This is a genomic window from Mycolicibacterium arenosum (assembly GCF_024320865.1).
GTDB classification, from domain to species: domain Bacteria; phylum Actinomycetota; class Actinomycetes; order Mycobacteriales; family Mycobacteriaceae; genus Mycobacterium; species Mycobacterium arenosum.
Genome location: NZ_JANDBD010000009.1, coordinates 240,403 through 255,020, shown reverse-complemented (window position 1 = coordinate 255,020; position 14,618 = coordinate 240,403). Strand labels below are relative to the sequence as shown.

Here is a 14,618-nt window from a genome sequence, read left to right as displayed (position 1 = left end):
CACAATTCCGATCGAACTACTACATACATTCGCGCATGTACTTCTACACCGGCCGGATGCGATCGCCGTAGCGTGCGGATTCTTCGCCGGCATTGCCCCGGCAACATGCGACGATGCTTCCGGACGGACTCACATCGAAACCCCGACGAGGAGGCGCGTTTTGGCCGCTATATGCAGTTACGCAGAGGTGGTTCAGCTGGAGTCTTCAGACGCAGTCGGACCGCGGTAACTCTTTGATGCTCGGGAATGGAACGCTTGGATGGTGAGAAGTGAGCACCAACAGCGCCTTCTGCGTGTAAGTACGGCGCCGAAGAAGACGCTGGATCTGCTGTCCGAAGGAGTATCTCTAACTGCGACATTCGGACAACCAATCGAGGATCTCGTTCAGCAAGCTGCGGCGGACCGCCTGAAGCTTGGCTTGCGCTTTCTTCGAGTGGGAATGCGGATGAGTGCCACCACTCGTCCAGACTGGCGGTCGGTAATCGGGCGGTTCTATTACGCGATGTATCACTCGATGCGAGCGGTGTCATATTACTCGCACAATGGTGATGATCACCAGGAACACAATAAACTGCCTGGAGCTTTACCAAACGACTTTCCAAATCGCGACATCAGATCAAACGACTTGAAAGATGCAAGAGTTCGTCGGAATGAAGCCGACTACGACCCCTATCCGAACGATAGCGCCTACTTCAGGGAAGACAGCAAGAGACCTAACACCAGTGGCGACAATATTTGTGTCGGACTGCCGCGATTATCTAGGGCAAAGAGGATGTAAGTTCCTATGACAATGTCGAGTTCAGATCTGGGGTTAAAGCTAGTCCGCAACGTGCTTGAAGCCGTAGGTGTAAGAGTAGAAGACATTCAGGTACGCGAGTACCCAGGGGAGAAGAACTACCTAGTATTCGTGCCCAAGGAATCTGTTCCAGAGGCGGCGAAGCATTCCAGTGACTTGGAATCCCGGTTAGCTGTCGACGGTAGTGAAGTTTACGTCATCATCCGTCCGTATGCGGACCCGAAGGGTCCAGCGAAGGTGAAGCAACCAGCCCTGACCAGTCTCGCGGATAAGCGAGTCACGGAACTAGTAGCCCTTGTTAGCGCGCGATCCCGGGTATCCGCAGCGGAGCCAAGCTTGATTTATGTGCCGAATGCCCGCGGCAGCCTATCCGCTGTAACCGCAGCACGGCACCACTTAATATTTGGTCGGCGGGGTGCGGGAAAGACTGCTCTACTTGTAGAGGCGAGACGTAGTGTTGAGACAGGCGGGGCTGCAGCAGCATGGGTCAATATCCAGACTTACCGACGTGAGCCGGGGCCCAGAGTTGTGCTCTACACTTTGAGCAAGATCTTCGAAGGAGTCCTGTCGGGTGAGGACATACTTCCTCCGAGTCATTCAGCGAGTATCGCTATTTCTAATTGCTACAGCCTAGTTCAAGCCATGCTGACCAAAGAGGTCAATACAGAACTTGAAGTTACTCAATTAGTACCGAAGGCTCAAGGGGCACTGCAAAGATACCTTGAGCTAACAAATATGACTGTCTATGCGTTCCTTGACGACTTCTACTATGTACCCCGAGCAGATCAACCGGCAATACTTGACATGTTGCATGGCGTTACGCGTGACTCGAAAATCTGGCTAAAAATCGCATCGATAAAGCACCTCACGAGGTGGTGGGTTAGTTCCCCGCCCACTGGGTTACAGACGGGGCAGGACGCTGAGGTCGTCGATCTTGACGTGACTTTGCAGGACCCGAGGCAAGCAGGAGAATTTCTAGAAGCGGTTCTTGACGGCTATGCAAAAACAGTCGGTATTTCGTCGCTGTCGAGGATTTTTAGCCGCGGCGCATTAGACCGATTGGTTCTAGCATCTGGAGGAGTTCCGCGAGACTATATGGTGCTCGCCGCAAGCGCGGTGACGAGAGCTCAGCAACGTCCAGGTGCGAGGCAGGCCGGGGTACAAGAGGTTAATCAGGCTGCGGGCGACGCCGCGGCGGCCAAAATTAACGAATTGGAAGAGGACATGGCTTCAAATCCAGGTTCTGCGGATAAGACCGTTGAGACACTAAAGATTGTGAGGCGGTTCTGCCTCGAAGATTCTGGATATACCTATTTTCTAGTTAGCTTTCGCGACAAAGAAGACCACCCGCTTTGGTACAGCCTGCTTACGGATTTGATGGACGCCCGGATGGTCCACTTGATTGATGAGGGAGTATCGGACCCACATTCAGCAGGGCACCGTTCGGAGGCGTTTATGTTGGACTTAAGCCAGTACTCGGGCGCGCGCCTCAAACAACGAATCCATGTACTCGATTTCGTTGGTGGAAACTATGTTGCAAGGCAAACGCGCGGCAGTGAGAAGGCAAGAATTGGCTCCACCTCAAGACAGTTAACGGCGATCCTGCGGAGCGCGCCCAGGTTGAAGCTCGAGGCCTTCAGCGGCGTTTCCTAGCGAAGGCAACCAGAGAACCCTTCGTAGTCGGTCGCGAACTGTCGATGAGCGTGGCGCCTAGGTGCATAGGTACGGTTGCTGTGAGCACCGACATCGTGCGTCGTGGACATCAGCCTCGGCGCGCCGAACTCCCTAACATTGTCGCGTCCGCGAGTATGTTTGCCGCAAGAGCTCGGGGTTCATGCTGGCTTCCGCGGTCGAGTTTGCCGCAGTTCGCCGGGTGTGGGGCTATACCGCGGCAATGATGGCTAGCGTTGACGACGGCGATAGATTCGAGGGGGCCTGTGGACGTCTTTCGCGTGCATCGGGAGTTGATCGACGACTACCGCTCGTTCACGACCAGCGAAGTCGTTCCGCTCGACCCGCGAATCCACCAGCACGTTCAGGAGGAACTGGCCGAGGGCAAGCAGTGGCCGGAGCCGTGGCTGTCGCTGAACCCGATGTTCGCTTCCGGGGGATCGATCAACGACCTCATCGCCGAGGGTCTCCTCGACCAAGAGTGCTCGACGATCTTTCGCCCGAAGCGGCGGATGGACGACGCCGGCGCACAGCCGATTACCCTGCACCGCCATCAGCGCGAGGCGGTGGAGATTGCCCGGTCGGGCAAGAGCTATGTCCTGACCACCGGTACCGGTTCGGGCAAATCGCTGGCCTACATCGTGCCCATCGTCGATCGGGTGTTGCGCCAAGAACCCCGCGAGCGGGGCGTGAAGGCAATCATCGTCTATCCGATGAATGCGCTCGCCAACAGCCAGGTCGGTGAGCTGGAGAAGTTCCTGCGCTTCGGCTACGGCGAGGGCAACGAGCCCGTGACCTTCGCCCGCTATACGGGTCAAGAACAGGGCGAAGAGCGCGAAGCCATCCTGCGCAACCCGCCGGACATCCTGCTCACCAACTACGTCATGTTGGAGTTGATGCTCACCCGGCCCGAAGAGCGCCGCAAACTGGTCGAAGCCGCCAAGGGCCTGCACTTCCTGGTGCTCGACGAACTGCACACCTATCGCGGTCGCCAGGGCGCCGACGTCGCGATGCTGGTCCGACGGGTGCGCGATGCCTGCCAGTCACCGGACCTGCAATGCGTGGGCACCTCGGCGACCATGGCCAGCGCAGGGACAGCCAAGGACCAACGCCGAGTGGTGGCCGAGGTCGCATCAGCCCTCTTCGGCGCCGAGGTCACCGCTGAACGCGTTATCGGAGAAACGCTCGACCGTGCGACCGCCGGCGATCCGGACGACACCGACGGGTTGCGCCGCGAAGTCCGCCAGGGTGGCGCCACCGGTGACTACAACACGCTCGCCAAGTCCCCGCTGGCCACCTGGATCGAGATCAAATTCGGGCTGGCCACCGAGAAAGAAACGGGCCGCATCATCCGGGAAGCTCCCGCCAAGGTCCGCGACACCGCGGCCCGGCTCGCAGACTTGACCGGGACGACGGTCGACGAGTGCGAGCAGGCGATTCGCGCCACGCTGCTGGCCGGCTCGGCGGCCAAGCATCCGGTCACCAACCGTCCGCTGTTTGCATTCCGGCTGCACCAGTTCCTGTCCAAGGGCGACACCGTGTACGTCTCGATTGAACGCGAGGCACGGCGCCATATCACCTCCCAGTACCAGGTCACCGTGCCTGACCGCCCCGCCGATCTTCTTATGCCCCTGGCGTTCTGCCGGGAATGCGGACAGGAGTACCTGGTGGTCGCGAAAACCACTGAAGGATCAACGGTTTCCTACCGTCCGCGCCGGGACCGCGACGCCAGCGGCGGCGACCAGGCCAACGGCTACCTCTACATCTCGACAGCTCAGCCATGGCCCGTCGACCCGTTGCCGGAAGGACGGCTGCCCGATTCGTGGCTCGTCGACGGAACCGTCGCGGACCGTCGCCGCCCGTACCTGCCCCACCGTGTCCGTGTCGACACCACCGGCACCGAAGTGACATCCGGCGGGACCGACGCGGCCTTCGTTCCGGCCCCGTTCCGGTTCTGCCTGCGCTGCAAGGTGTCCTACGAGCAGGCCCGCGGCAGCGACTTTGCCAAGCTCGCCACCTTAGATGCCGAAGGGCGAAGCTCCGCCGTCTCAGTCCTCAGCACCTCAATAGTGCGTGCCCTCAACAAAATTCCCGAAGCCGAGCTGACCGCCTCCAGCCGCAAGCTGCTGACATTCGTCGACAACCGGCAGGACGCCAGCCTGCAGGCCGGGCACTTCAACGACTTCGTACAAATGACACAGCTGCGCGGCGCGTTGAACCAGGCCGTGCAGCGCAGCGCGTTGCGGCACGATGACGCCGCCGAACGTGTCGTGGACAGTCTCGGTCTGCAGTTCGAGGATTACGCGGCCAACCCCGAAGCGGTCTACGGGGCGAGAAGTTCGGCGCAACGGGCGTTCAAGGAGTTCATCGAATACCGCCTGTACACCGACCTGCAGCGAGGCTGGCGGGTCACCATGCCCAACCTTGAACAGACCGGTCTGCTGCGCATCGGCTACGAGTCACTGACCGAGATAGCCGCCGACACCGCGCTGTGGTCATCGGCGTACCCACCGCTTCGCGACGCGCGGGCAGGTGAACGAGAAGAACTGTGCCGCATCGTGCTTGACGAGTTTCGCCGGGAACTCGCGGTGGATGTCGAGTGCCTGACGGACGACGGGTTCGACCGGATCAGGAGGCAGTCAGACCAGCACCTGAGCGGACTATGGGCGATCCCGCCGCGTGAGCCGCGACCGCGACCCGGTGTGGTGTCCACGCAGTCCGGAGCTCCGGGACGGCCTCGCGCAGACGTCCGACTCACCGGGCGTTCGGCGTTAGGTCGATACATCCGGGAAGCGAGCGGGTTGACCGTCGCCGGCGACCCACTGGACGCCGGCGACGCGCAGAAGGTGATCGAAGATGTGCTGGCCACCCTCGAAAAAGCTGGACTGTTGACCGCGATCGAGCTGCCCCGGCTGCCCGGACCCAACTACCGACTCAAGGCGTCCGCGGTTATTTGGCATCCCGGCGACGGTGTGTCAGGGGCTCCCGACCCGCTCCGGAAGGGCTTCGATCCCGAACAAGGCACCCGGGTCAACCCGTTCTTCCTAGACCTGTATCGAAATATCGCGCCCCAGCTGACCGGAATGTACGCCCGCGAGCACACCGCCCAGGTGTCACCGCTGGACCGCGAGGAACGCGAAAAGCAGTTCCGCCGAGGCGATCTCAAGGTGATGTACTGCTCACCGACGATGGAGCTGGGCGTGGATATCGCCAGCCTCAACGCCGTCGGACTGCGCAATGTGCCGCCCACGCCGGCCAACTATGCCCAGCGCAGCGGCCGAGCCGGTCGCTCAGGCCAGCCCGCCCTGGTCACCACGTACTGCGCCACCGGAAACGCCCACGACCAGTACTACTTCCGGCGGTCCGCCGACATGGTCGCCGGCTCGGTAGCGGCACCCCGGCTGGATCTCACCAACGAAGCATTGCTGGCCTCGCATTTGCATGCGCTGTGGCTGTCGGAGACCGGGGCAAACCTGCGGTCCCGCATGCCTGACCTGCTCGACATCGACCAACCCGGAATGCCGTTGACCGGTGACCTGAAGAAGGCGCTCGACAATCCCGATGCGGTGCGCCGTGCTACCGGGCGGGCCCGCCAACTCATCGCCGAACTCATCGAAGAACTAGGCACTACCGCGTGGTGGCACGACGAGTGGTCAGACGCCATCATCGGCAGCGCCCCACAGGCTTTCGACGACGCCTGCAACAGATGGCGCGAGCTCTACCAGTCGGCCCTCGATGACCAGCAGGAACAAAACCGCATCGTGCTCGACGTCTCGGTCAACCGCCGATCGCGCGACGCCGCGGAAGCGAGACGCCGGGAAGCCGAAGGTCAGCTTCGGTTGCTCCGCAACGAGGACACCGACCGAATGCACTCCGACTTCTACACCTACCGATACTTCGCATCCGAAGGTTTCCTACCGGGCTACAGCTTCCCGCGTCTGCCGCTGGCCGCATACATCCCCGGCGTGCGCAGCGTCGCGGGCCGCGGGGATGGCGGCGACTACCTGCAGCGGCCAAGGTTTTTAGCGATCAGCGAGTTTGGGCCCGGCGCGATCATCTACCACGAGGGCGCCCGCTACGTGGTCAAGCGGATCCAGGTGCCGATGGCATCGGGCGGCATCGGCACCGTAGAAACCCAGGACGCCTATCGGTGCGAGTCGTGCGGTTACCACCATGTGCGGCGGGCGGGCCTGGACGTCTGCGAGCACTGCGGCGGTGCGCTGGGCGTACCCCAGTACGGGTTGATGCGGATGCAGACGGTGTTCACCCGGCGCCGCGAACGCATCTCCAGCGACGAGGAGGAACGGCGCCGGGCAGGCTTTGAACTGCACACGTCCTACCGGTTCAGCCAGCACGGCCCCCGCACCGGCCGCCTCGACGCCATCGTCGGGTCCGGCGCCGGCAAGGATGCGACGGCCTTGGCGACAGTGAGTTACGGCGACACCGCGACAGTTCGGGTGACCAACGTCGGCCGGCGCCGACGCAAGCATCCCGGGGATCTCGGCTACTGGCTCGACACCGTGAAGGGGGAGTGGCTTTCCGAGAGGGAAGCCGGGGACGTCACTCCGCAGGAGGATGAGCTGCAGGATGCGGCCGACGCGCCGTCGAAGCAAAAGGTGATCCCGTACGTCGAGGACACCCGCAACATCCTGGTGTTCCGGCTGGCCCGGCCGGTCAGCGATGAGGTGGCAGCGACCCTGCGCTATGCGCTGGAACGCGGCGTGGAAGCCGAGTTCCAGCTGGAGGATTCGGAGTTGTCCAGCGAAGCGCTACCGGATAACGACGGGCGGGCTCGGATGTTGTTCACCGAGTCAGCGGAGGGCGGAGCCGGTGTGCTCCGCCGGCTCCATTCCGAGCCGGGCGCGCTGGCGCAGGCAGCCCGAAAGGCCCTCTACATCGCCCATTTCCACCCCGATGGCACGGACGCCGGCCAGGCTGATGGGGCGCGGGAGCGCTGCGAGAAAGCGTGCTACGACTGTGTGCTGTCGTACGGCAACCAGACCGACCATCAGTACATCGACCGTCACGCGATCCGCGACCTACTGATGGAACTCGCGGCGGCGACCACGTCGCCGACTGTCGCAGCAGCCCCCGCGGGTGAGCGCATCGACCAGATCCACGCTCAGACCGAATCGCAACTGGAACGCGACTTCATCGATCTGCTGGTCGAACACGACTTCGCCCTACCCGACGGGATCCGGGAGCCGATCGAGTCCACCACTGTGCGGCCGGACTTCATCTACCGCTCTGCCGATGCCGCATTGGCGGTATTCGTCGAGGAGGAGACCCCGGCCGACGCCGGGGACGTGGAGGATGCCCTGATCGACATCGGGTGGTCAGTACTGCGGTTGAAAGCCGGCGAGGACTGGGTGGCCCAGATCCGCCAGCATGCCTACGCATTCGGTGAAGGGAGATAGCGGGCAATGGGTTTCGCACCGGGCAATCTGGTGACAGCGCGGGGACGCGAGTGGGTGGTGCTGCCCGACAGCACCGACGACTTCCTGGTCCTGCGGCCCCTCGGGGGCATCGACGACGACATCGCCGGCGTCCTCATCAGCGAGGGTGTGACCGCTGCGACCTTCCCTCCGCCGGTGCCCGACGACATCGGCGATCACCTGAGCGCATCGATGCTGCGCAGCGCGCTGCGGATCGGATTCCGCTCCACCGCAGGGCCGTTCCGCAGCCTGGCTTCCATCGCCGTCGAACCACGCGCCTACCAACTGGTGCCGCTCATGATGGCACTACGCCAGGACGTCGTTCGGCTGTTGATCGCCGACGACGTCGGCATCGGCAAGACCGTCGAAGCTGCGCTCATCGCCGCCGAACTGCTACAAGTGGGTGACGCACGCGGCCTGGCCGTGCTGTGCAGCCCCGCGCTAGCCGAGCAATGGCAAAGCGAACTGCGCGAAAAGTTCGGGTTCGAAGCCGAACTGGTGTTGCCCAGCACCGTGAAACGACTCGAACGCGGGCTGGTCGGCGCCGAGTCGATTTTCGAGCGCTACCCGATCACCGTCATCTCCACCGACTTCATCAAAAGCACCCGGCGCCGCCACGAGTTCCTGCGCACCTGCCCCGACTTGGTGATCGTCGACGAAGTGCACACCTGCGTCGCCGATTCCACCTCGTCGGGATCCGGACGCACCCAGCGCTACGAGCTGATGCGCGACCTCGCCGCCGACCGGACCCGGCACCTGATCCTGGCCAGCGCCACTCCGCACAGCGGCAAGGAAGAAGCGTTCCGCAACCTTCTGGGCCTGCTCGACCCGCAACTGGCCACCGTCGACCTCGAAGACCGCCGCGGCCGCGAAACCCTGGCCAAACATTTCGTCCAGCGCCGCCGCGCGGACATTCGTCGCTACCTCGACGAGGACACGCCGTTCCCGAAGGACCGTCTCACCACCGAAGTGCCCTACACCCTCAGCCGTGAATACGACGCCCTGTTCACCAAGGTGCTGGACTACGCCCGAGAAACAGTGCGCAGCGGTGACGGCGGGCTGGCCCGGCGGGTGAACTGGTGGTCGGCACTGGCGCTGCTGCGCGCGCTGGCCTCCTCACCGCGCGCCGCCGCCCAGACGCTGCGCACCCGCGCCGCGGCCGCGGCCGCGGACTCGCAAGAGGAAGCCGACGCCATCGGCCGCGCCATCGTGCTCGACCAACCCGAAGACGAAGCACTGGAAGCCGCCGACACCACACCCGGCGCAGACCCCAGCTCCGGGCCGACCGACGCGAAGTCGCGACGGCTACGCGGGTTCCTCGCCGACGCGCAGAAGCTGGAAGGCAGGCCCGACAACAAGATCGCCGCACTGGTCAAGATCGTCAAAGAAGTCCAGGCCGACGGCTGCGACCCGATCGTGTTCTGCCGCTTCATCGACACCGCCGAATACGTCGCCGAACACCTCGACTCCGCACTCGGCAAGAACGTCACCGTGCGTGCGGTGACCGGCAGCCTGCCAGCGGACGAACGCATCACCAGGATCGAGGAACTCGCCGCAACACCGGGCCGCCACGTCCTGGTCGCCACCGACTGCCTGTCCGAAGGGGTGAACCTGCAGGAGAACTTCCAGGCTGTCATCCACTACGACCTGGCGTGGAACCCCACCCGCCACGAACAACGCGAAGGCCGCGTCGACCGCTTCGGACAACGCGCCCAAACCGTGCGCGCGGTAACTCTCTACGGCCGCGACAACCAGATCGACGGTATCGTCCTGGAAGTCCTCTTGCGCAAACACGAAGCGATCCGCAAGGCGACCGGCGTGTCCGTGCCGGTCCCCGACAGCACCGACGTGGTGGTTGAGGCCCTGATGGAAGGACTGCTGCTACGCGGCCGCGACGCCGAACAACTCGGCCTCGAACTCGACATTCAGGACAAGCAGAACAACCTCTACACCCAATGGGATTCGGCCGCCGAACGGGAACGCGTCGCCCAGACCAAATACGCTCAACACGGGATCAAGCCCGAGGAAGTTTCCGCCGAACTGCGCGAGTCCCGGGCTGCCCTGGGGACTGGTACCGAAGTCGCCGACTTCGTCCAGCACACCTTGAGGTCGCTGCGATCCACCTGCACCACAACGGAATCCGGGTTCACCGCAACGCTGACGCCGCTGCCACTCGGCCTACGCGACACCCTTCCACCTTTCCGGCGCGACCCACTGGTGTTCGCCTCAGATCTGCCGGTGGCCCGCGGCGAGGCCGTGCTCAACCGCACCGACGCCAGCGTCGAGGCCATCGCCAACTACGTTCTGGAATCCGCGCTGGACACCGAACTTCCCGCCGAACAACGGCCGGCACGTCGCTGCGCCGTGGTCCGGACGCGCGCGGTGGCCACCCGGACGACATTGTTGTTGGTGCGTTATCGCTTTCACCTCGAACTGCCGTCCCGCTCGGGTGCCCGGCAACTGGTGGCAGAGGACGTCGCCACCCTGGCGTTCGAAGGCGCACCCGCACAGGCGAACTGGCTCGAACCCGAATCGGTCGCCCCACTGCTGGACGCCATTCCCTCGGGCAACGTGCCACACCCACAGGCACAACAGTTCCTCAGCCGAAGCCTCGACGGACTCGACGACGTGCGCGCCCATCTCGAAGGCCACGGTGAACTGCTGGCCAAACGACTCCTCAAATCGCACCGCAGGGTGCGCCAAGCCTCCGCCGACGTCATTCGTGGGCTCAAGGTCACCGTCGAACCGGTCGCCGACATCCTCGGCGTCTTCGTCTTCGTCCCCCCGACGGGAGGTACCAAATGAGCACCGAGGCGGCAGCGACATTCGTCGGCATCCGCATCCAGGGCGGGCTGCTGCCCGCCGACCTGCTCGCCAAACTGGCCACCGGCACCGACCTGCCGGGACTGACCTCCGCGGACTATCACCTGCCAGCGGGTGAATCCGTCCGAGAGGCCGCCAACCGGGTCTGGGCCTACCTGCGCGGCGCATGGGCGACATACCGCCAAGCCCTCAATAACCTGCCTGAGGACGAATCGGCGACGTCGTTGACCCGGGAGCGGTTCCTGCTGGTGGTGCTGGATCAACTCGGCTACGGCCGCGTCCCCACCACCGGCAAGGGTGGCATCATCGTCGGCGAGCAGCATTACCCGGTCTCCCATGTCTGGGGCAGTGTGCCGATCCATCTGCTGGGCCGCGTGCCGTTGGACACGCGCAGCAAGGGCGTCGCCGGGGCGGCCGGTGCCTCGCCGCAGTCCTTAGTGCAGGAGCTGCTGAACCGCTCCGATGAGCATCTGTGGGCGATCCTGGCCAACGCCACCACTTTGCGCCTGCTGCGCGACTCGACCTCGTTGGTCGGCGCTGCCTATGTCGAGTTCGACCTGGAAGCCATCTTCGACGGCGACCTGTTCGCTGACTTCCTACTGCTGTACACGCTGTGCCATGTGTCCCGCGTGGAACCCCGCGACCCTGAGGTCGGGCCGGCATCGTGCTGGCTCGAACAATGGCGCCAAGAAGCGGTCGAAACCGGTTCGCGTGCCCTGAACCTGTTGCGCGACGGCGTCGTCGAAGCTCTGCAGACCCTCGGCGCAGGATTCCTCACCCACCCCGACAACGCGGCACTGCGCGAGGATTTGGCAGAGGGGCGACTGTCGGTCGACGATGTCCACCACGCATTGTTGCGGGTGGCCTATCGCATGTTGTTCACCTTCGTCGCCGAGGACCGTGGGGCGCTGCTCGACCCGCACGCCACACCCGAGGCCCGTCAGCGCTACACCACCTACTTCTCCACCGACCGACTGCGGCGCACATCGCGGCGCCGGCGCGGCGGACGCTACGGCGACAAATGGCAAGCGCTGGCGCTGATCTGGCGGGCACTGGGCAGCGTCGACGGACTACCAGAACTGGGCCTGCCCGGCATCGGCGGATTGTTCGAAAAGGGGGAACTGGACTTTCTTTCCGACTGCGCGCTGAGCAACCAGGCACTGCAATCGGCGGTGCGCTCGCTGTCGGTGGTCCGCGAACCCAGGTCGAACGTCCTGCGCGTCGTCGACTACCGCAACCTCGGCGCCGAGGAACTCGGCAGCATCTATGAGGCCCTGCTGGAATTCGTGCCGGCCTGGGACGCTGCGATTAAGACCTACACCCTGTCCATTGCGTCGGGCAACCAGCGCAAAGACACCGGCTCCTACTACACCCCCACCTCGCTGGTCGAGTCGCTATTGGACACCGCCCTAGACCCGGTGCTCGACGACGCGGAGAAATCCTCCGACGACGCGATCGAGGCACTGCTGAGCGTCACTGTCTGCGACCCGGCCTGTGGCAGCGGCCATTTCCTCGTCGGCGCGGCCCGGCGCATCGCGAAGCGAGTCGCCGCCCTGCGGACCGGTGACCCCGAGCCCACCCCGGAGTCAGTGCGCTCGGCGATGCGCGATGTCGCCGGCCGCTGCATCTATGGCGTCGACGTCAACCCCTTGGCCGCCGAACTCGCCAAAGTATCGTTGTGGATGGAGGCCCTCGAACCCGGGCGCCCGCTGACCTTCCTCGACGCGCAGATCAAAGTAGGCAACGCCCTGGTCGGCACCACGCCGAGCCTGCTAGCCGAGGGCCTGCCCGATGACGCGTTCAAGCCCATCGAGGGCGACGACAAGAAGATCACCAGCACGTTGGCGAAGCAGAATAAGGCCGAGCGCAGCGCGCAGGGCAGCCTGTTCGACGTCGACATGGTGGCCGCCAACACCAAACTCGGTGAACAGGTGCTGGATGTGGTGGCCGCGCCGGCGCTGTCCCTGGCCGATGTCCACGTTCAGCAGCAACGGCTCCGGGCCTACGCCGAGTCCGAGGACTACCGCCGCCAACGACTGGCTGCTGATGCCTGGTGCGCCGCCTTCGTCTGGCAGAAGACAGCAGGTGCGCCCAAGGCGATCACCCACCGCACCATCACCAGGCTCACTGATGGCGAGGACCCGCTCGACGAACGCAGCTGTACCGAGATCGAACGGCTCGCCGCCGAATACCGGTTCTTCCATTGGCACTTGGAGTTTCCGCATATCTTCCCGACCGCACCGAGCAAGGGCGATACCGTCAATCCCGTCGCCGGTTGGGCGGGCGGCTTCTCGGCGGTGACCGGCAACCCGCCCTGGGAGCGAGTCAAGCTGCAAGAGCAGGAGTTCTTCGCAGCGCGTGACCCGGAGATTGCGACGGCACCCAACGCGGCCGCACGCAAGCGTCTCATCGCGAAGCTTCCCGAGACTAACGAACCGCTGCACTTGGCGTTCGTCGCCGAGAAGCGCCGGGCGGAAGGGATTTCGCACCTTATGCGCACCTCGGGCCGTTACCCGCTGACCGGCCGGGGCGATATCAACACCTATGCAGTGTTTGCGGAAGCGGACCGCAACTTGCTCGCCGGTAGTGGGCGTCTCGGGGTGATCCTGCCGACCGGCATCGCAACCGACGCGACAACCCAGTACTACTTCAAGGATCTTGTGGAGAACGGATCCATTTCGAGCCTGTACGACTTTGAAAACCGCAAACCATTGTTCGAGGCGGTGGACAGCAGGTTCAAGTTCTGCCTGCTTACTCTCGTGGGCCGCGACATGAGAGAACCCGAAGCCAGCTTCGCCTTCTTCGCCCACGACCCCACCGACCTGCAGCGCGCCGGCGTGACCTTCGTGCTGACCCCCGAAGAGATCACGCTACTGAATCCCAACACAGGAACCTGTCCGGTGTTCCGCAGCCGCCGCGACGCGGAGATCACCCTCGGCATCTACAAACGAGTGCCCATCCTCATGCGCGAGGACGATCCCGACGGCAACCCCTGGGGCATCAAGTTCATGACGATGTTCCACATGTCCAACGACTCGCACCTCTTCCGCACCCGCGACGAATTGGAAGATGGCGGCTGGGAACTCAATGGCAACGTCTTTGAGCGCGGTGATAAGCGGATGCTGCCGTTGTACGAAGCCAAGATGATTCATCATTATGATCACCGCTGGGCTACTTACGAGCGGGACGGAACCGTCCGCGACGTGACGTTGGAGGAGAAGCAAGACCCGGATTTCCTTGCGGTTCCGCGATACTGGGTCGAAGAGCAACAAGTCGACACAAAGCTGCGGGGGCAGGATGGCGAATGGCTATTGGGCTGGCGAGACATTAGCCGCAGCACCGATGAACGCACGCTTATCGGAAGCGTATTCCCCCGCGCCGCGGTTGGTAATCAGCTGCCTGTCGCCCTAGTCAACGGTGCAACGTCTGAGGGCCAATTTGATCTGCAGGCGTGTATGTCTGCCTTCGTCGTTGATTTTGTTGCACGGCAAAAGCAGAGTTCGACGCACATGAACTTTTTCATCTTTATGCAGCTACCGCTGATCACCCCGCAGTTGCTTGTCGACAGTGCTCTACCGGGTGTCGAAGGCGAGACGACCACATGGATCGCCAGCCGTGCAGAGGCACTGCGATATCAGTTCGACCCGATCTTACGACAGTGGAGAAAGGCTGAACTCGACGCCGCGTTCTTCCACCTGTACGGCATCGAACGTGACGACGTCGACTACATCATGGAGACGTTCCCGATCGTTAAGCGCAAAGACATTGCCGCACAAGGCGAGTACCGGACGAAGCGGATGATCTTGGAGATCTACGACGCGATGGCCGAAGCCGAAGAGACCGGTGTGCCGTACGAATCGCAGTTCGACGATCTGGCGGCGCAAGGATAAGGG

At 63.4% G+C, this 14,618-nt stretch carries 5 protein-coding genes; all 5 read left to right on the top strand.

The window, feature by feature from the left end; all coding sequences use genetic code 11:
• Positions 1-259 precede the first annotated feature (259 nt).
• Complete coding sequence (locus NM203_RS22130) at positions 260-778, top strand: HEPN domain-containing protein (RefSeq protein ID WP_255062583.1); 519 nt, start codon at positions 260-262, stop codon at positions 776-778.
• Between the two features lie 6 nt (positions 779-784).
• The gene (locus tag NM203_RS22125) at positions 785-2,449 is read left to right on the top strand and encodes a hypothetical protein (protein ID WP_255062582.1); all 1,665 of its coding nucleotides are present in this window, start codon (positions 785-787) and stop codon (positions 2,447-2,449) included.
• A gap of 284 nt (positions 2,450-2,733) precedes the next feature.
• Positions 2,734-7,884, top strand: coding sequence for a DEAD/DEAH box helicase (locus tag NM203_RS22120; RefSeq protein ID WP_255062581.1), 5,151 nt, complete (start codon positions 2,734-2,736; stop codon positions 7,882-7,884).
• A gap of 6 nt (positions 7,885-7,890) precedes the next feature.
• On the top strand, positions 7,891-10,707 hold the full coding sequence (locus NM203_RS22115; RefSeq protein WP_255062580.1) for a DUF8741 domain-containing protein: 2,817 nt from the start codon (positions 7,891-7,893) through the stop codon (positions 10,705-10,707).
• On the top strand, positions 10,704-14,615 hold the full coding sequence (locus NM203_RS22110) for an Eco57I restriction-modification methylase domain-containing protein (RefSeq protein ID WP_255062578.1): 3,912 nt from the start codon (positions 10,704-10,706) through the stop codon (positions 14,613-14,615). The genes NM203_RS22115 and NM203_RS22110 overlap by 4 nt, the downstream gene beginning before the upstream one ends.
• Positions 14,616-14,618: the final 3 nt, after the last annotated feature.

Excerpts from the sequence above, each read along its gene's own strand:
- NM203_RS22115 (WP_255062580.1), top strand. The coding sequence starts at position 7,891 with ATGGGTTTCGCACCGGGCAATCTGGTGACAGCGCGGGGACGCGAGTGG.
- NM203_RS22110 (WP_255062578.1), top strand. The coding sequence starts at position 10,704 with ATGAGCACCGAGGCGGCAGCGACATTCGTCGGCATCCGCATCCAGGGC.
- NM203_RS22125 (WP_255062582.1), top strand. The coding sequence starts at position 785 with ATGACAATGTCGAGTTCAGATCTGGGGTTAAAGCTAGTCCGCAACGTG.
- NM203_RS22130 (WP_255062583.1), top strand. The coding sequence starts at position 260 with ATGGTGAGAAGTGAGCACCAACAGCGCCTTCTGCGTGTAAGTACGGCG.